Source organism: Lacisediminihabitans sp. H27-G8, assembly GCF_046156175.1.
In the GTDB taxonomy this organism is placed as follows: Bacteria; Actinomycetota; Actinomycetes; order Actinomycetales; family Microbacteriaceae; genus Lacisediminihabitans.
Map to the genome: position 1 here is coordinate 402,903 of NZ_JAYLVL010000003.1, position 17,232 is coordinate 420,134.

14 protein-coding genes, 1 tRNA gene and 2 pseudogenes are annotated in these 17,232 nt (G+C 61.9%); 10 read left to right on the top strand and 7 right to left on the bottom strand.

Annotated features, from left to right (window positions below; translation table 11 throughout):
• Positions 1–2: 2 nt before the first annotated feature.
• From VLI63_RS11260 to VLI63_RS11275, 4 genes are read left to right on the top strand one after another with little or no spacing between them, the layout of a single operon-like run.
• The gene (locus tag VLI63_RS11260; RefSeq protein ID WP_409156947.1) at positions 3–827 is read left to right on the top strand and encodes a phosphate/phosphite/phosphonate ABC transporter substrate-binding protein; all 825 of its coding nucleotides are present in this window, start codon (positions 3–5) and stop codon (positions 825–827) included.
• A gap of 11 nt (positions 828–838) precedes the next feature.
• On the top strand, positions 839–1,819 hold the full coding sequence (locus VLI63_RS11265) for a radical SAM protein (protein ID WP_409156948.1): 981 nt from the start codon (positions 839–841) through the stop codon (positions 1,817–1,819).
• 17 nt (positions 1,820–1,836) lie between these two features.
• Positions 1,837–2,391: a DoxX family protein gene (locus VLI63_RS11270; RefSeq protein WP_409156949.1), complete on the top strand. Its 555-nt coding sequence runs from the start codon at positions 1,837–1,839 to the stop codon at positions 2,389–2,391.
• Positions 2,388–2,783, top strand: coding sequence for a hypothetical protein (locus VLI63_RS11275; protein ID WP_409156950.1), 396 nt, complete (start codon positions 2,388–2,390; stop codon positions 2,781–2,783). The genes VLI63_RS11270 and VLI63_RS11275 overlap by 4 nt, the downstream gene beginning before the upstream one ends.
• A gap of 45 nt (positions 2,784–2,828) precedes the next feature.
• Here VLI63_RS11275 and VLI63_RS11280 read toward each other — a convergent pair whose 3' ends face one another.
• Positions 2,829–3,020, bottom strand: coding sequence for an ANTAR domain-containing protein (locus tag VLI63_RS11280; RefSeq protein WP_409156951.1), 192 nt, complete (start codon positions 3,018–3,020; stop codon positions 2,829–2,831).
• Positions 3,021–3,557: 537 nt separating this feature from the next.
• Between VLI63_RS11280 and VLI63_RS11285 the strand changes: the two genes are divergently transcribed.
• Entirely contained in the window at positions 3,558–5,051 is a 1,494-nt protein-coding gene (locus VLI63_RS11285; RefSeq protein WP_409157242.1) for a serine hydrolase domain-containing protein, read from the top strand.
• 153 nt (positions 5,052–5,204) lie between these two features.
• A complete protein-coding gene (locus tag VLI63_RS11290; protein ID WP_409156952.1) occupies positions 5,205–5,645 on the top strand; it encodes a hypothetical protein in 441 nt (146 codons plus the stop codon).
• A gap of 313 nt (positions 5,646–5,958) precedes the next feature.
• Here the strand turns inward: VLI63_RS11290 and arfB are convergent, their stop codons facing one another.
• Positions 5,959–6,396: an alternative ribosome rescue aminoacyl-tRNA hydrolase ArfB gene (arfB, locus tag VLI63_RS11295; RefSeq protein ID WP_409156953.1), complete on the bottom strand. Its 438-nt coding sequence runs from the start codon at positions 6,394–6,396 to the stop codon at positions 5,959–5,961.
• A 115-nt stretch (positions 6,397–6,511) separates the two neighbouring features.
• Here arfB and VLI63_RS11300 point away from each other — a divergent pair, with 115 nt between their 5' ends.
• From VLI63_RS11300 to VLI63_RS11315, 4 genes are all read left to right on the top strand, one after another.
• The gene (locus tag VLI63_RS11300; RefSeq protein ID WP_409156954.1) at positions 6,512–6,877 is read left to right on the top strand and encodes a PASTA domain-containing protein; all 366 of its coding nucleotides are present in this window, start codon (positions 6,512–6,514) and stop codon (positions 6,875–6,877) included.
• 318 nt (positions 6,878–7,195) lie between these two features.
• Entirely contained in the window at positions 7,196–7,678 is a 483-nt protein-coding gene (locus VLI63_RS11305) for a hypothetical protein (RefSeq protein WP_409156955.1), read from the top strand.
• Between the two features lie 85 nt (positions 7,679–7,763).
• Positions 7,764–8,291, top strand: a complete 528-nt coding sequence (locus VLI63_RS11310; protein ID WP_409156956.1) for a hypothetical protein — start codon at positions 7,764–7,766, stop codon at positions 8,289–8,291.
• Positions 8,292–8,808: 517 nt separating this feature from the next.
• The gene (locus VLI63_RS11315; protein ID WP_409156957.1) at positions 8,809–10,605 is read left to right on the top strand and encodes a LamG domain-containing protein; all 1,797 of its coding nucleotides are present in this window, start codon (positions 8,809–8,811) and stop codon (positions 10,603–10,605) included.
• Between the two features lie 629 nt (positions 10,606–11,234).
• Here VLI63_RS11315 and VLI63_RS11320 read toward each other — a convergent pair.
• From VLI63_RS11320 to VLI63_RS11340, 5 genes and pseudogenes are all read right to left on the bottom strand, one after another.
• Positions 11,235–12,196, bottom strand: a pseudogene (locus tag VLI63_RS11320) (IS3 family transposase); the annotation flags it as partial.
• 21 nt (positions 12,197–12,217) lie between these two features.
• Positions 12,218–13,461 (bottom strand): IS3 family transposase gene (locus VLI63_RS11325; protein WP_409156958.1). Its coding sequence is split into 2 segments (ribosomal slippage): positions 12,218–13,170 and positions 13,170–13,461, totalling 1,245 coding nucleotides; the frame shifts between segments, so codons are not numbered across the junction.
• A 39-nt stretch (positions 13,462–13,500) separates the two neighbouring features.
• Positions 13,501–13,704 (bottom strand): annotated as a pseudogene (locus tag VLI63_RS11330) (transposase); the annotation flags it as partial.
• A 486-nt stretch (positions 13,705–14,190) separates the two neighbouring features.
• Positions 14,191–14,264 (bottom strand) — tRNA-Met (locus VLI63_RS11335).
• Positions 14,265–14,302: 38 nt separating this feature from the next.
• On the bottom strand, positions 14,303–17,218 hold the full coding sequence (locus VLI63_RS11340; protein ID WP_409156959.1) for a UPF0182 family protein: 2,916 nt from the start codon (positions 17,216–17,218) through the stop codon (positions 14,303–14,305).
• Positions 17,219–17,232 lie beyond the last annotated feature (14 nt).

Consider the following 17,232-nt stretch of genomic DNA (forward strand, 5'->3'; position numbering starts at 1 on the left):
GAATGTCGAAATTCAGCGGAGCCCCCCTGCTCATCGGGGCAGTCGCCTACACACCGAACGTCGTGCCCATCTGGGAGGGCATCCGCGAATACTTCGACGAGCCCGCGACCGCGATGGATTTTGTCTTGTTTTCCAACTACGGACGTCTGGTCGACGCCCTTCAGGCCGGCATGATCGACATCGCCTGGAATACCAACCTCGCGTACGCGCGGGCCGTCCTCCAGACGGACGGTCATGTACAGGCGCTCGCCCAGCGGGACACCGACGCGGCGTTTTCGACCGTCTTCGTGGCCGCGGCGGGCAGCGGCTGGTCCGGACCCGAAGACATCGCCACCCGGCGATTGGCCCTCGGCTCGGCCGACTCAGCGCACGCCGCGATCCTGCCGCTTCACTACCTGCGCGCGGCCGGCGTGGACGTGGACAGCATGCAGGTGCAACGCTTCAACAGTGATATCGGCAAACACGGTGACACTGGTCGCAGCGAGCTGGATGCGATCGATGCGGTGCTCGCCGGTGAGGCTGATGTCGCCGCCATCGGAATCACGGTGTGGGAGAACATCGGCCGCGGCGACCTGATGCCCGGGATGCTCGAGCCGGTCTGGCAGACCGAAACCTACTCTCACTGCATGTTCACGGCCCTCGATACCCTTCCCGAATCGGTCTACGCGCCGTGGGTGGCGAAGCTTCTCGCCATGGACTGGAACGTGCCGGCGCATCGACGCATTCTCGAGCTGGAGGGCCTGACCAAGTGGGTCCAGCCGCACCTCGACGGCTACGCGGGCCTGTTCGAGGCGATCGCGGAGCAGGGCGTGGACTCCCGATGGTAGTCATGGCACTCATGCGCACTGTCGAACAGCTAGCTGAGGGTGACACCGCCGAGTTCGCGGTTGCTTCGGCGAGCGAATTGGACCTCGTGCGCCGCTGGTGCGAGAAGACCGGCAACACGCTCGTCAGCACGCTGATGGTAGAACAGGACACCGGCCGGGTCACGGTCGGTCGTGGGAGGCCCCGCAACCCCAGCAGCATGATCCCAGCCGATCGGATGCCCGGGGCTCGGTTGTGGCTGTACACGAATTTCCACTGCAATCTGGCCTGCGATTACTGTTGCGTCGCATCGTCGCCCAAAACAGATCCGCGGCTGCTCGGCATCGACAACATTCAGGCACTTGTTGCCGAAGCGGCCGATTGGGGTGTGCAGGAACTGTATCTCACAGGCGGCGAGCCGTTCCTGCTTCCGGATATCGATGCGATAGTCCGTGCCTGCGTCGACCGCCTACCGACGACACTGCTGACCAACGGGATGCTGTTCCGGGGCCTGGGGCTGCGCAAACTGCAGGCAATGCCTCGGGAAGGCTTCGCGTTGCAGATCAGCGTCGACTCGCCGACCGCTGAGGTACACGATTCACATCGCGGTGCCGGGAGTTGGAAACGGGCACTTGCCGGCATTCGAGTGGCGCTCGACGAGGGCTTCACTGTGCGGGTCGCCGCGACGATCTCGGCGAACGACGACCCGGCCCTCGACGAGCTGCATGCGCTATTCGACGGCCTGGGGATCCCTCGAGCCGACCAGGTCATCCGCCCGATCGCGCTCCAGGGTGTCGCCGAGGAAGGGGTCACTTTCACTCGTGAATCGTTGATTCCCGAGGTGACGGTGACGGCGGAGGGTATCTACTGGCATCCCGTTGCCGCGCTGGATGAGGACGCCCTGGTGACCAGGCAGATCCTGCCGCTTGCCCCCGCGCTCGACCGGGTGAGCGAGCTCTTCACCCAACAGTGGTCGTCGATGACCGCCGCGTCGGCCATGTTCGCCTGCGCCTGAACAGGAACCAGAACGCCATGACAACTACCGAAACGCCAGCGACCGCCCGTGAGAGGGATGTCAACCAGATCGAGACGGGGCGCGCCACCCGCGCAGTTCTCGCGGCGGTACGGATCGCGGTGGGGTTGATGTGGCTGCAGAACGTGAACTGGAAGCGTCCGCCCGACTTCGGGCAGGCTGCCCATAATGGGCTCTACCAGTACACGGCAGACGCGGTGAAGCATCCGGTGCTCGGGGCATTCAGCTGGTTGGTGCAGAACGTCATCTATCCCAACTTCGCACTCTTCGGCTGGGCTGTGCTGATCGCGGAATTCTGTCTCGGCGCGTTTCTGCTCGTGGGCCTTCTGACCCGCTTCTGGGCGGCCATCGGCATCCTGCAGACGATTGCCATCACCCTTTCGGTGCTGAACACACCGGGGGAATGGCAGTGGAGCTACTACCTGATGTTCGCGGCGCAGTTCGTGATCCTGGCAACCGCCGCCGGGCGGATCGCCGGCGTCGATGGACTACTCAGACCCCGATGGTCGCTAGCCGAAGGTCGGCCGGCTCGGATTGCGATGGTGTTTTCATGAGCGCCGCCACACCCACCCGGAGCACAGTTCGCAGCTCAGTCGCCTGGCGTACCCGCGGCCTGATCGTCGCCGGCTTCACCGCGCTCAGTTCGCTGTTCTCCCTGCTGCACTACACGCCGCTGCAGTTCGTCTCGGTCAACCTCGTGCAAGCAGTCGTGCTGGTCGCACTAGGAGGTCTCGCCGCGCTCGGTTGTGCGCTGCGGATGCCCCTGCTCCTGCTCGCAACCGGAGCCATCTCGATCATCGTCGGGCTGGTGCGCCTCGTCACCTACGATTCGACGATCGGCATCATCTCCGGTTCTGTCAACGCCGCCGCCCTCATGGTCGGATTCGGCGCCGCGCTCGTCGCAATTTGGATCACGTCGCGGCCATTGTCTGAAAAGAGCCAGTAGCTTTGCGCTAATTTCGGGACCGGTGACGAGGATCATGTGGGGCGATCAATGTGGCATGTAGCCGACCGAAGCGAATGAGATTGCGCGGTCTACAACCTGCCGGGCCACGTCGTCCAGCGGGGCGCCGACAGCATCGGCATAGAAGCACAGCCTTTGAAGAGCTTCAGCCGGGGACACTCCTGCCTGCGCTATCACCATCCCTGTCGCCTGGTGAACTCTGAAGCTTCCAACTGACATCTGAGAATTTGCGGGACTCGAATCCCCACCGTCAAGCGAATCCGATTGATCCAAGATAAAGCCCTCCTCAACGCCACCGTTTCAGGATCGAGTTTTGGCAATATCCTCCGCTTGGATTGCGCCCATATCAAGGGCGACTTCGGTCGCCCATTGCGCCTCGTCGATTTTCCCGATCATTATTTCTCATGCTGAGTCACCCAGCGTCCGCTCTAGTTTCCGTTGTGCGACGGCAGCAGCGTGTTCGGCTGTTGATCGGATCAACCCGGATTGGCCCGCTGATGGTTCAGCTGACGGGCGAGTTTCCGCAGAGGTGTCTTGGCGAGACTAACTGTGCGAGCGTGGCAGCGACCCACAGGTTGGTCGAGCTGCGGTGAAAGACTTCGGTTTATTCAGCGGATTGGGTGTCGTCTCGGCCGGGTGACTCTCTAGTGCGCTTCTGATGCACTTCACTAGACTCGCGGCATGCGAGCGAGCAGGGTGCGGCCTCGACCGGTCCGTGGATTCGTAGGCCTGATCATAGTTTTGGGTTTGGCCACTGTGGTGGTCGGCGGGGACGCCAGCCTCTCTTCCGGGGCCCAGACATCGTCTCCAGGGTGGGCCACCGCGTCCGAGATCGATAGTTTCTTGCAGAAAGAACGTGCCGACTTGAAGCTGTCGGGGCTTGCAGTCGTCGTGATCTCTCAGCGGTCGATTATTTTTGAGCGAGGCTATGGCGATGCCGCTCCCGAGGGCCCTGCCGTTACCCTGAATACGCCATTCGTGCTCGGTTCAACGTCGAAGCAGTTGACTGGGCTTGCGGTTCAGCAGCTCATCGCCCAAGGCAGGCTATCTCTCGATGACACGGTGGGTGAGCTGTTGAGTTCGTTGGGTGGAAAGACGAGCCGGTTGGGCGGTGTGACGGTACGTCAGTTGCTGAGTCACCAGTCTGGGATCAGCACAAACGCTGGCACGGCCGACGAATTCGACCTTGCGCCGGCTTTCACCTCCCTCCGTAGGGAAACGATTCACCTGTTGACCAGCACACAGGAGGCGACGCCTGGCCGGAAATTCGTGTACTCGAACGGTAATTACACTCTGCTCGGCGCGATCATCGAGGCTTTAACCGGACAGCCTTTCGAAGATGCCCTGCGGACTCTCGTCACTCGGCCGCTCGGGCTGAACACCACAACGAGCGACTTAGCCCTTGCCCGCTCCCACGGTCTGGCCGTGGGGCACTACACCTGGTTCGGGGCGATCGACTCGACGACGCCCGGCCCGCGATGGCCAATGGGTGCACCAAGCGCCTATACGACCTCCAGCGTCGCCGACCTCGCCCGGCTCGTACTGGCGGACCTGGGAAAAAGATCTGGCATCAACCAGGCCGTGCTCACAGCTGCGCAGGCGCCGCTGACCACGGTAAACAAATACAGCAAATACGCCAGCGGGTGGTACGTCCGCTCGTTTTGGCAACTCCACGACTACAACAAGAACTACGACGACCCACAACTTCCGCTGATCTACGAGCACGACGGCGACACTGCGCGCGAAACCTCCTACCTTGCCTTCTCACCCGATCTCGGTTTCGGTGTGGTGGTGCTCAGCAGCACGGGGCTCGGCACCGACACGGGACGATTTGGCGACTTCACTGAACGGCTCCTTCACACAATCGTCGGCACTCAATCTGCGCCTCGCGTCGTCGAGCCAATCGTCGCGGCGGCACCGGTGATCATGGTAGTTCTCCCGCTGCTTCAGTTGGGATCTGCGATTTTTCTGGCAGCTTCATTCCGGGGCCCGAGAGGAAGCCGGATCTCACGATGGATCCCACGGGTTGCCGCTGCGCTCGTCACCCTCGTCACGGTGATCGTCGCTTTCTTGGTGGTCCCGGCTCAGACGCATCAGCCTCTGCTCGACCGCGCCTGGTGGGCGGGCGTGCCGGACTTGGCAACATCAGTTGCGATGAGCTTGCTGTTTGTGGCCGCCTCCCTTGTCGTGGCGATCATGGGGACGGTCCGCATCCTGCGCTCACCGCGCGATCCGTCGTCAGAGATCTAGATCGATCTCGTGCAGGTCAATAGGACGGATCGCGTAAGAAAAGCAAGAATTCCACGATTTGGAAGAAGTTCGGCCCGCAGGAATGCGACAACGTACTTCGGTCGACGCAAGTGAGTTACTGGCGTAGTGCTATTCAGGGCGTCGACTCGGAGGGTGATGTTCACGCGACCCATCGAGACAGTCGATTCCGAATCGCAGGAGGCTGTTGACTCGCCTGCCTATCGGGTGAACTTTTGGGAACGAGCGTCTCCTGAGCGGGGCTGGAATTTGAACGCTTTCGCGCTGACCGACGTCGAGAACGTCACCGAAGTGCTCAGCTGGGTGGACGGGTACGCGCGCGGACGCTGGGTGGAGATCTTCGTCGAGATGGATGAGGAACCTGATGCCGTGTTTCACACTCGTCGAGCAACGGGACTCATTCGCCTTGCGGGAAGCAACCCCAATGCGAAAGAAGCCCTTGAGGTCCGCGCCTCTGGAGGGGAGTGCTTCATTTCGACTGATCTGCGCCTGTACGAGGTCCGGTTTGCGGGAATTCGATCTAGCAATATCTCGAAACATCCGGTGAAGAATCCTCGTGCTATGGTCGCCGCATGACTTGGGACAATTCCGCCGTCGGACTCGTCTGGTTGACTGTCGCGATTCTCGCTGGCGGATATGCCCGCACGCGAAAGCGATCAGCATGGACATGGTTTCTTCTGACTCTGTTCCTGGGTCCCCTCGCAGCGTTCTTGCTTGTCACCTGGCCAGCCCGTGAACCGAGCACGACGGATGTCACCGAGACGACAACTGGGACATCAGACCGCTGATCGTTCCCCATTCGGGCGACTGATCGGGCCGAAAAGTAGTCTCCGGCGGACTCTCGCGATGGCGGAAAAGTAGCCTGCTCATCATCTACTGACCGGTCGCTCTAGTCGCGAGGAGGGCGACGCAGTCGCTTGACGGCGGTTCGCCGTTTCTTCGCTTCCAAGCGTCTTTTCCTGGCACCGCGACTCGGCTTCGTCGGTCGTCGCGACGGTGACGGCGGTAAGAGGGCGTCGGCCACGATTGCGGCCAGCCGGGCGCGCGCAGCTTCCCTGTTGCGTAATTGCGCGCGGTGCTCAGATGCCGCGATCGTCAGCGTTCCGTCAACAATGCGACTGCTCAGACGCTCTAGGAGTAGCTCCCGTTGGGATGCAGTGAGAACTACAGACCCTGCCGTATCCCACACGAGTTCTACACGGGAGTCGGCAGTGTTCACGCCTTGCCCACCGGGGCCGGATGACCGCGAAAACCGCCAAGACAGCTCGGAGTCAGGAATCGTCAGCCCCGAGTCAACCCGAAGACCAGGACGGTGAGCAGCGGGCATGGATCCATCATCCTCTTGCGCTCAGGATGCGTCCGCAGGAGGTCCGGCTTGCGAACTTGTTTCGTAGAACACATCGCAAGATGTCGATATTGCGGGCGGCGAGTAGCGTGTTGCCATGACTGAGAGGTTCGCTGATCGCGTCACCGTGCCGGATGTCGTCGGGCTCCCCTTCCACGTCGGCCGGGACATTGCTGCCGAGTTTGGCGTTTCACTCGCTAACCCCGATCCCGACGGGCCATCGATCGGCAGTCTCGCGTCGCCTGGTCTGTTCTACATCACGTCGCAGAACCCGCGCCCGGGCGCTGAGGTCTACCGGTTGGACTCCGTCACGGTCGAGATCGTCGGCTATGGCGAAGCGGAACGCGGTGCACTTCGGAACTCTCCAGACGCGCCATTGGTCGATTCGGAACACGCGACAGCAGAACCGGAGTATTTCGTCGACCTGACCCCGACCGACGACCTCGACCAGAACCCGGTTTGATGAGCGATAGACCTTCCCCTACCGAGCACCCTCCGGGTCGAAAATGATCTCGGTCGCTCTCTCATGGCGGCACGAAATTGCGCCCGCTCATCGTCCGGCTCACGGGCTCGTGTGACGCTTTGGTGAGAAACATCGTTCAGATGGGCAGATCGCCTCGACTGCAACGTACGTCAGAGATCTTGCCGTCACAAATAGAGGGGTTTGCGTTCACCTCCTGCTGCAGCTAGGTTTGAACAGGGTCTGTCCAACCCCGGTTGGCGCGGGCGGGATGCTGCGACGGCACCGTCGTAACGCGTGCCCATGACGACGGGGAGCATCATGAGTACCAAATCCAGAAAATCAATTGTATTAGCGATAGTGACCGTTGTTTTGGTCGGAGGCGGCGGCGCAGCAGCCTTCGCGTACTGGACAGCTACCGGGACTGGAACCGGCACGGGCGCGACCGGCACTAACGCGGCAGTTACCGTCGTGCAGACGAGCACGATCACTAACCTTCGCCCAGGTGGTGCAGCGCAGACCTTGTCCGGCAACTTCACCAACCCCAATGACAGTCCGACATACGTCACCTCGGTCACCGCATCGATCGCAAGCGTCACAAAAGCGGGAGGAGCCCCGGCCGGCACGTGCGACGCCACTGATTACACTCTCGCTGCAGCAACGATGACGGTAGGCGCCCAGGTACCGTCGGGTACAGCCCAGGGTTCGTGGACCGGGGCAACGATTGCGTTCAACAACAAGCCCGCGGCGAACCAGGATGCTTGCAAAGGCGCAACTGTTAACTTCGCCTACACCTCCAACTAGTCGAGCAATCTGCCCTCGGGCGCCCCGACGAGTGTAACTTTTCGCGGGGGTGCCTGGGCGGGGCGAACAATACAGGTGGCATTCGATGACTGAACTTTCGACCAGTGGCATCCGGGTCCGGCGCTATGTCTTCGCGTTCCTCGTCGCGCTCATTGTCGTGTTCTGTTCGGTCTGGATTCAGTCACTTTCCCAGCAGAAAGTGACATCTTCGGGGCAAGGGTCCAACCTCGTGGATACCGGCGAAACGGATTTCGTGTTGAGCGGTTTACTGGCAGACCCGCTCCGCCCTGGAGTGTCTTCCGGTATTGATCTCACCTTGTCCAATACGACGGGTCACGCGTTGACCGTCAAGCAACTGACGATCTCGGTTGTTGCGGTGGACGCCCCGCAATCGTCGGACGAATTTCCTTGTTCTCCTTCGGACTTTGATGTGCAGCAGACATCTGTGACGGCCGCCTTGGCTGCCCATCGGGTGGCGACGCTCTCCCAACTCGGAATCGCACCGCAGGATTTGCCTCGGGTGGCGATGCTAAATACGTCGTCCAATCAGGACGGCTGCATCAACGCCTCGCTCAGCTTGAGCTACCACGCCGTTGGCGAGGAGAGCCGATGAAGGAGCTCACGCAAGCAGGGACAGTTCGAGGAGCGCGACCGGCTCGTGCTGGCGCGGTGATTCTGGTTGCGGTCATCGCCACCCTCGCCTCCGCAGGTGGCGCCGCGTACGCGTTCTGGCCCGCCAGCGGCGCCGGCGCAGGCTCAGGTGCGACGGCGACGCTATCGGCGACCGTTTCTCTTACTCCTGCGACAGCGGGCGCGAATCTGTATCCGGGCGCAACCTCCGCCGTCGCTACAGTCGCCACCAACACCAATCCTTCCGACGTGCGCATCGGGTCACTCTCTCTTGACACGTCTCAGGGAAGCAGTGGATTCACCGTCTCGGGCGATTCTCCCGCTGGCGGCTGTGCGACCTCTTCCCTTTCGTTCACAACGCAAACGAACGCCGGCTCCGGCTGGGTTATCCCGGCCAATGGGTCGCTTCCCATTACGGCTAACTCCGCCATATCGATGGGTGTCTCAGCGCCCAATGCCTGCCAGGGCGCGTCAATCACGGTATTCCTGGTGGCCGGCCCGTGAGCGGCAGTGATAAAAAGCCTTCCTTCCGACCCCCGCGCCTCTACACCGCGATGATAATCGGTTTGATGCTCACGGTGATGACCGTTCCTGTTTCCGCGTCGGCCTACTGGAGCGCCCCATCGGGCGTACCCGGGTCTGGACAAGCCGTTGCCGCCACCGTGGGAGCGGGAAACACCCCCGGCGCTACTGTCGCCACCCAGAACGACATCACACTGCGTTGGGCTTCGAGCACGCTCTCAAGCGGAGTGGCGGTAGGGGGCTACGCGGTCACTAGATTCAACTCCACCAATGGTGCAGTCGCTGCAACCGGGGCGTGCGCAGGAACAATAGCGGCGCTGTCCTGCACGGAATTGAACGTCCCTGACGGCGTATGGACCTACACGATCACCCCTCGCATCGGAACTAACTGGGTTGGCGCGGAAAGCGCCAAAAGTGTGGCCGCAACCTCGGATGCAACGGCCCCAACGACGACGATTACGAGCACCGTCGTGACAGGCAACTCGATAAAGAGCGGGAATACCGTCTATTACCGTGGTGTCGCCGCCGGCTCCCTGACGCTGAAGACCGCGGTCGTCGATAGCGGGTCGGGTGCCGCGTCGGCATCGACCGCCGCCCTTACAGGCACAACCACCGGATGGAGCCATACGCCATCCACGGTCACGGCACCGACAGGTGGACCGTTTACCTCGAACCTTTTCACCTGGGCCGCCGGCAGCAGCTCTGCCCCGAAAGATGTTGTCACGGGTCGTGATGTCTCAGGAAACGTCAGAAACACCACCATCACTTTTACAAATGACAGCACCGGACCGACTGGCGGGGCAATCAGCTACGCCACCGGTGCGACGTCTGCGACAACAATTGCGGTCACCGTGGGCGCCATCTCAGATGCTCAGGCCGGGACAGTAAACGGATACCGTTACCTCGAACAGCGAACTTCAACCCTCGACGGCACTACCTGTGGCGTCTATGGAGGCTGGATCGATACGGGCACGGTCCTTACCACGGGAGCAGCGACGAAGAACATTCCCATTGCCGCCGGCACCTGTTACCAGTTCAGGTACAGATTTTCCGACTCGCTCGGAAATGAGATCGTCACGACGAGCTCCAGCGAGGTGAAGGCGCGCTCGTACCAGGCGATCGTCGCCGGCACTCCGGGCATCGTCAACTATTGGCGTCTCGCCGATATCGGCACGTCAATATCCGATCGAGTGGGCACGAACAACGGTACATACTTCAACGGGCCGGTCTTAGGAGCAGCCGGAGCCATCGCGGGCGATCCGAACACGGCGGTGACCTTCGACGGTGTCAATGATTACGGGCAGGTAGCACGACAGATCGCCGACTCATTTTCTATCGAATTCTGGTTCAAGTCCACGCAGGGGCTCGGCTCGGGCGCCCAGTGGAACAGCGGAGCGGGACTGGTCGACGCTGATGTGACCGGCGTGGCGAACGATTTCGGAATTTCTCTCCTCGCAAACGGGCAAGTTCTCGCCGGAATCGGAAACCCTGACACCACGATCGCCTCTCCGACCGGCAAGAATGATGGACTGTGGCACCACGTCGCTTTCACTCGCGCAGTGGCAGGTGGGCAGATAATCCTCTACCTCGATGGCTCGTCGGTAGCGACAAGCACCGCCAACACAAATTCGTTGACGAGCTCGGCGTCAGTCAATTTCGGGCGCATAGCCACAGCAGCCAACTACTACAAAGGCTCTCTCGACGAGATCGCGTTCTACAACTCGGTCCTCACGCCCGCCCAGATATCAAATCACTACCTATCTGGACTGCCATAACCGCAGGCTGCCGACATGTTCGACAAAGAAGTAAAGGTTTTCGTGGTGGGTCCGGCCAACCAGACCACCACCCACTCGAGGTAGGGGCGCATGCAGCGTAACGGTGGAAAACGCCTCGCCATCACGTCGTTATTACATTTGCGACGTCACCGGTTGACACGCCGATCCTTGAGCGAGGTCCCGGCCTCGATATCGACCTCCGCGATGCGAGTGTGTGATCGAATAGCGTGCCACTGCGGCTACTGCAGAATCCGCCCGGGTTGCGCTCTGTTGTTGAAGAAAGGATGAAACATGATGAACAGGAAGGGGACTGATGTCGATCTGGTCAACTCAAGATTTGTCGCCCTCTGTTTTCGGCTTTCGGGCGATCTGCGGCGCCACACTGTCTCGTATCCAAAGCTTTTCGAAACCGGTACGGTCCAAGATTGTCCCGACCCTAACCGCGGCGCCGAGCGGTCAGAGAACACCGCCACATACTGATAACTCCACCTAGCTGCGGATCGACACAATTCGGGCGAACACTCAGCGAGGGCTTGTTCGTGCGCCCAGGGATGCGTGGCTGGCCCGACATCCCTCATGACAGCGGAGGGGGCTGCTGACGATTTAGTTGACTCGTCTTGTTTGGGGTTTCAGGCCGCGTGGGCGGCTTGTGAATTGATTATCTCGAACTCGATCGGGGTGAGCCTGCCGAGTCCTCGCTGTCGGCGCCGGCGATGGTAGGTCCGCTCGATCCAGGTCACCATCGCGAGGCGAAGTTCCTGCCGGGTGCGCCACTTCTTCTTGTCGAGAACGTTCTTCTGCAGCAGCGCGAAGAACGACTCCATCGCGGCGTTGTCACCGCACGCGCCGACCCGCCCCATCGAACCGGTGATGCCCTCCTGCCGCAGCAACTCGACGAACTTCCTGGACCGGAATTGCGATCCGCGGTCCGAATGCAGGACAGTGCCGTCGACATCGCGGAGGGCGACCGCGTTGCGCACCGCCGCCACCGCGAGCTCCGCCGTCATCCGCGAATCGATCGAGTAACCAATGATCCGGTTCGACCACAGGTCTTTGATCGCGCACAAATACAGCTTGCCCTCGTCGGTCCAATGCTCGGTGATATCGGTCAACCACAGCTGGTTCGCCCGCTGCGCGGTGAAGTCGCGTTGCACGAGGTCGTCATGGACAGGAGGGCCAGCTTTGCGGTTCAGGCCGCGTTTCTTCGAGAAATGCGACCAGATCCTCTGCTGGGAACACAGCCGCCACACACGCCGCTCCGATGCCGGAATGCCGGACTCCGCCTCGATCTCGTCCGCGATGAACCGATACCCGAACCCGGGCTCGTCGCCATGGATGGCGAGGGCGGCGTTGATCAGGTGGGCGTTACCCCAGTCGCGTGACGACACCGGGTTCCTCCGCCAGACGAAGTATGCCTGTTTGGAGAAGCCCAGCACCCGGCAGGTCACCGCGACCGGAATCTTCCGATCGACGGCCAGTTCGAGGACCAGCGGGAACATCATTTTGGGAGCGACGCCTGCGACAGATACGCGGCCGCCCGGCGCAGGATCTCGTTCTCCTGCTCCAGCAGCCGGATCCGTTTCTTCGCCTTGATTCGGCCTGGGTTTAGTTCCTAGTTGGTTCCCTGTCTGGCGGTCGCGAGCGGGGAGGTTTCTTGGTCAGCGTAATACTCGTGTTCGACCTCGAGCGGGGTGCGCATTTCGAGCTCGCCGTGGAGGCGTTGGTTGTTCCACCACCACACGTATTCCAGGGTCGCGAGCTCGACCTGCTCGACGGTGCGCCAGGGCCCTTGCCTGCGGATGAGCTCGGTTTTGTAGAGCCCATTGACGGCCTCGGCGAGGGCGTTGTCGTAGCTGTCGCCAACGGTTCCGGTCGAGGGGGTCGCGCCGAGTTCCACGATCCGGTCCGTGTAAACCAAGGCCATGTAATTCGACCCGTGGTCGGAATGGTGCGTGAGCCCGTCGAGATTTCCGCCCGCTGCCCAGGCCGCCATGTCGAGGGCTTGGAGCGGGAGGATGTCGGCCTTCAACGTCGAAGCGACGTTCCAGCCCACGATTCGGCGGGAGTAAACGTCGGTGACGAAGGCGACATAAGCGAACCCGGACCACGTCGCAACATAGGTCACATCGGCGACCCAGAGCCGGCGCGGGCCGGTCGCGGTGAACCGACGTTGCACGAGATCAGCCGGCAGCTGGGCAGCCGGATCCCGCTTGGTGGTGAATACCCGTTTCGAGCGCCGCGCCCCCTGAACAGACGCAAGTCGCATCAGCCGTTCGGTCTGGTCCCGGCCGACCGCCCAGCCCTGCCGTTTGAGCAGGGCGTGCATCTTGCGGCGCCCGTAGACTCCGTAGTTCTCGGCGTGCAGGCGAGCGACCTCGGGAACCAGCAGCTCGTCTCGCAGGTGGCGTGCCGAGGCCGGGCGCGCCTTCGCGGCCCTGAAGCCGCGCGAGGTGAGAAACCCGCGAACCGCCGGGCGCAGCACCCGGCAGATGGCCTCGACCCCGAACTGATCCCTCATCTGATCGATGAACTGGATCATTTCGTCGCGGGACGGTCGAGTTCCTTGGCGAAAAACACGGACGCGGCCTTCAGTATCTCGTTCGCCCGCCTCAGCTCCGCGTTCTCGCGCTTGAGCTGCCGGTTCTCCTCGACCATGTCCGTCGAGACGCCGGGCCTTGCACCCGTGTCGACCTCGTATCGGCGCTGCCACATCCGCAACGTCTCAGGGCTCATGCCCAGCAACCCCGCAACGTGCCGGATCGCGGTCATCAGATTCGCGTGGTCCCCGCGCGGCTCGCCAAGCATCCGAAGAGCCCGCTGACGCATCTCGGGAGTGTATTTAGCCATCAGTTCCATCCTTGATCAAAAGACGGAACTAAACCCAGGCCGAATCACCTCCCGCAACTCGGCCGCATCAGCCTGGGTCACCCCGGGCCGATTCCCCTCTTCAATATCGGCCAGTTTCAACCAGCGTTGCAGACACGATTCGGAGATCCCAAAGTCCTTCGCCACCCGGGCGATCGGAGTCTCGTTCTTCCGGGCGACGGCAACAACGTCGCGACGGAACTCCAAGGGAAATGCTTTCGGCGTACTGAACATCCTTTCGTGAGAATCGAAATCCTCACAAATCAGGAGTCAATCAAACCGACAGCAGTCCCGGACGCGGATACGCCGCGCTTTACCTGACTCTGACATTCTCAGTCGTCACATCCAATCTCAGACGAATTGCAACCTTCTTCAAAGCTGAGGCTCACCGCCTCGAAGACGCAAGTTCAGGACTAGTCGCAAAGCACAGAACGAGGCGACGGCACGACGCACTCGGCGCGCCGCTGGTTCAATCCGACCGCGAAAGCCCGCCAAGGCAAACCGCCTAGTCCAGATCGCAATTCCTACGAAGAACCCACACAATTCGGCCTGCCCAAACGCAGGCCGAATTGCTGTTTAACCAGAGAAGGCAGCGAGTGAGCGCCGGGATCACTCAAGTTGACGGCGCAAAAAAAGGGCCGGGACGACTCTTCAGTCGTCCCGGTCCTTCTTCGATCAATATCCGGAAATTACGACCTGCATTTCCGGAATGACCCTCTGTTGCGGGGACAGGATTTGAACCTGCGACCTCTGGGTTATGAGCCCAGCGAGCTACCGAACTGCTCCACCCCGCGGCACGTAGAAAAGCTTACCACGCGGGACGGATGTCGGTTTACTTCTCCAGTGCGAACACGCTGTTCAGGGCCGTCACCAGAGCGGCATCCGCGGTGGCGTAGGCGGCCAGGTCACCCGACTTGAGCGCGGCGGCGCGAGCCGTGAGGGCGGTCTGCACGTCGGCGAGAGCGGCCTTGAGCGCCGCGCTCGACACGCCGTTGCCGGTGCCGGGATCGGTCGTGCCCGTGCCCGTGCCGGGGGCCGGTGTCGGTGTGGGCGTCGGTGTCACGCCGCCGTCACCCGCGCTCGCCCCGGAGTCTCCCCCGAACAGCGAGTTGAGGGCGGCATCCAGTGTGTCCTCGAACGCCACCTTGTCACCGAACGACACCAGGATCTTTCGCAGGATCGGGTAGCTCGTCTCCGCATTCGACTTCACGTAGACCGGCTGCACGTAGAGCAGCCCGCCACCGACCGGCACGGTCAGCAGGTTACCGAGATCGACTGTGGTGTTGCCGCGCTGGAGCAGCGCGAGCTGGTTGGCCACATCCGTGTCGGTGTTGAAGTTGCTCTGCACCTGACCGGGTCCGGGCACCGAGTTCTGCTTGGGCAGGGCCAGAAGCGTGAGCTTGCCGTAGCCGCTGGCCACTTTTCCCTTGGTGTTGCCGGCATCCCCGTTGGCCGCGAGGTAGCCGGTGAGGATGTTGCTCGTGCCGGCCCCCTTCGAGCTCGGGATGTAGGTGGAGTAGAGCGAGAACGCCGACTCCGATGCGCCCGGGAGCTTCATCGTGAGGTAGTACGGCGGCTGGAGGCGAGCCGTTGCGGCTGCCTTCGTCGGGTCGTTCGGCGTGATCCATGCGTCGCTCGAGGAGTAGAAGGTGTTCGGATCGGTGACGTGATAGGTACCGAGGATCTCGCGCTGCACCTTGAACAGGTCCGCCGGGTAGCGCACGTGGCTCATCAGGTCGGAGGAGATCGCGCTGATCGGCTTCACCGTCGACGGGAAGATCTTCTGCCAGGTCTTGAGGATCGGATCCTTGTCATCCCAGGCGTAGAGCGTCACCTTGCCGCTGTAGGCATCGACCGTCGCCTTGACCGAGTTGCGGATGTAGTTGATGTCATCCAGCGCGAGTTGAGGCGTGGGCGTATAGGTGTCGGCGATGGCGCTGCTGAGCTGTTGGATCGCCGAATACGGGTAGCTGGCGCTCGTCGTGTAACCGTCCACGATCCACTGCACGCGACCGTCGACCACTGCAGGATAGGGATCGCTGTCGAGCGTGAGGTACGGCGCCGCCTTCTGGATGCGGTCGACGGGGTTTCGCGTGTAGAGGATCTGCGATTCGTCGTTCACGCCGTTGGAGAGGAAGATCTGCTCCGACTGGAACTTGATGGCGTAGATCAGCTTCTTGAACACGTTGTCGAGCTTCGGCCCGCCGTTGCCCGAGAAGGTGGTGGTGGCGTTCTGGTTGGCGTTCGCATCCCCCGCCGGGTAGTCGAGTTCGACCTTGCTTCCACCCTTCGGCCCGCCGACGATGGAGTACGTCGGTGATTCCTCACCGAAGTAGATGCGCGGCTCGAACTTGCCGAGATCACCGGTGACGGGGATGCCCGACTCCAGGAACACGGGAAGTCCTTCGCTCGAGCGCTGGTTGCCGTAGGCCGCGACCACGCCGTAACCGTGGGTGTAGACGAGGGTGTTGTTGTACCAGCTCGGAGCGGCATTGGTGTTGGACTGGTTGAGCTCGCGCACGGCGATCACGGTGTCCTGCGACTTGCCGTTGATCGTGTAGCGGTCGACATCCAGGTACTTGTTGAACTGGTAGTACTGCTTGATGCGCTCGAGCTGGGCGAATGCATCCGAGACGAGGGCTGGATCGATGATTCGGATCGAGGCCGTCGTCTCGGCGTCGTTGCGCAGCGCGCCCTGCTGCGCGTCGGTCTTGGCCGAGTAGGCCTCTTCCTGCACTCCGGCGACACCGTAGGCATCCCTCGTCGCATTGATGTTTCTTTGGATGTATGGCGCTTCGAGCGTGCGCACGTTCGGCTCGACCTGGAACTTCTGCACGATCCAGGGGTAGACCGATCCGATGAGCAGCCCGCTGACGAGCAGGAGAGCCGTGCCGATGAGCGGAAAGCGCCAGCGGCCGATGACCGCGGTGATGACGAACAGGATCGCGACGACGGCGGCGATCCCCGCGAGGATCTGGCGACCGGGGATGACCGCGGTCGCATCGGCGAATGACGCACCCTCGAAGAGCGTGCTCGAGGTCTTCGTGCTCAGGGTGGCGTACTGGTCGAGCCAGATGCTCACGGCCTGGATGGCGAGGTAGATCGCGCCGGTGACGGCCAGCTGGATGCGGGCGGTGCGCGAGATGCGCACCTCACGACCGTTGAATCGCAGCGCTCCGTAGAGGTAGCTGGTGGCGATCGCGGCGATGGCGGAGATCAGCACGACCGCCGAGGCGAAGGCGGCGACCGCCTGATAGAAGGGCAGCGCGAAGAGGTAGAACGAGATGTCGAGCTTGAACTGCGGATCGACCTTGCCCGAGGGCACACCATTGATCCACTCGAGCGCCAACTGCCACCGGGAGGAGGTCGCAACTCCGGCGAAGAGTCCGAGCACGGCGGGGATCCCCCACATCGCGAGGCGACGAAGAGGTTCGATCACCTGCTGGTAGCGGTCGAGTTGCGCGTTGAGCTTGGCGTAGACCGGTCGACCGCGGAAAGCGATCTCGATGCTCGCCAGCACGGGAACGGCCATGGCGAAGAACCCGATGAAGAACATGACGGTGCTGGCAACCCACTGGGTGGTGAGCACCTTGAGGAAGCCGAGCTGTTCGAACCACAGCCAGTCGGTGTAGAGGCTCGCGAAGATGAAGAAGAGGATGACGAGGACCGCGACGACAGCAAGGGTGATCAGGAGGGTCACTCTTGATCGCGATGCAGGTCGGCGTTCTTCGGTGGGGGTAGACGTCACGAAACTGCTCCTGG

Coding starts and splice junctions, on each gene's coding strand:
- VLI63_RS11300 (WP_409156954.1), top strand. CDS start 6,512: ATGACTGAGAGGTTCGCTGATCGCGTCACCGTGCCGGATGTCGTCGGG.
- VLI63_RS11275 (WP_409156950.1), top strand. CDS start 2,388: ATGAGCGCCGCCACACCCACCCGGAGCACAGTTCGCAGCTCAGTCGCC.
- VLI63_RS11260 (WP_409156947.1), top strand. CDS start 3: ATGTCGAAATTCAGCGGAGCCCCCCTGCTCATCGGGGCAGTCGCCTAC.
- VLI63_RS11270 (WP_409156949.1), top strand. CDS start 1,837: ATGACAACTACCGAAACGCCAGCGACCGCCCGTGAGAGGGATGTCAAC.
- VLI63_RS11265 (WP_409156948.1), top strand. CDS start 839: ATGCGCACTGTCGAACAGCTAGCTGAGGGTGACACCGCCGAGTTCGCG.
- VLI63_RS11305 (WP_409156955.1), top strand. CDS start 7,196: ATGAGTACCAAATCCAGAAAATCAATTGTATTAGCGATAGTGACCGTT.
- VLI63_RS11280 (WP_409156951.1), bottom strand. CDS start 3,020: ATGTCAGTTGGAAGCTTCAGAGTTCACCAGGCGACAGGGATGGTGATA.
- VLI63_RS11310 (WP_409156956.1), top strand. CDS start 7,764: ATGACTGAACTTTCGACCAGTGGCATCCGGGTCCGGCGCTATGTCTTC.
- arfB (WP_409156953.1), bottom strand. CDS start 6,396: ATGCCCGCTGCTCACCGTCCTGGTCTTCGGGTTGACTCGGGGCTGACG.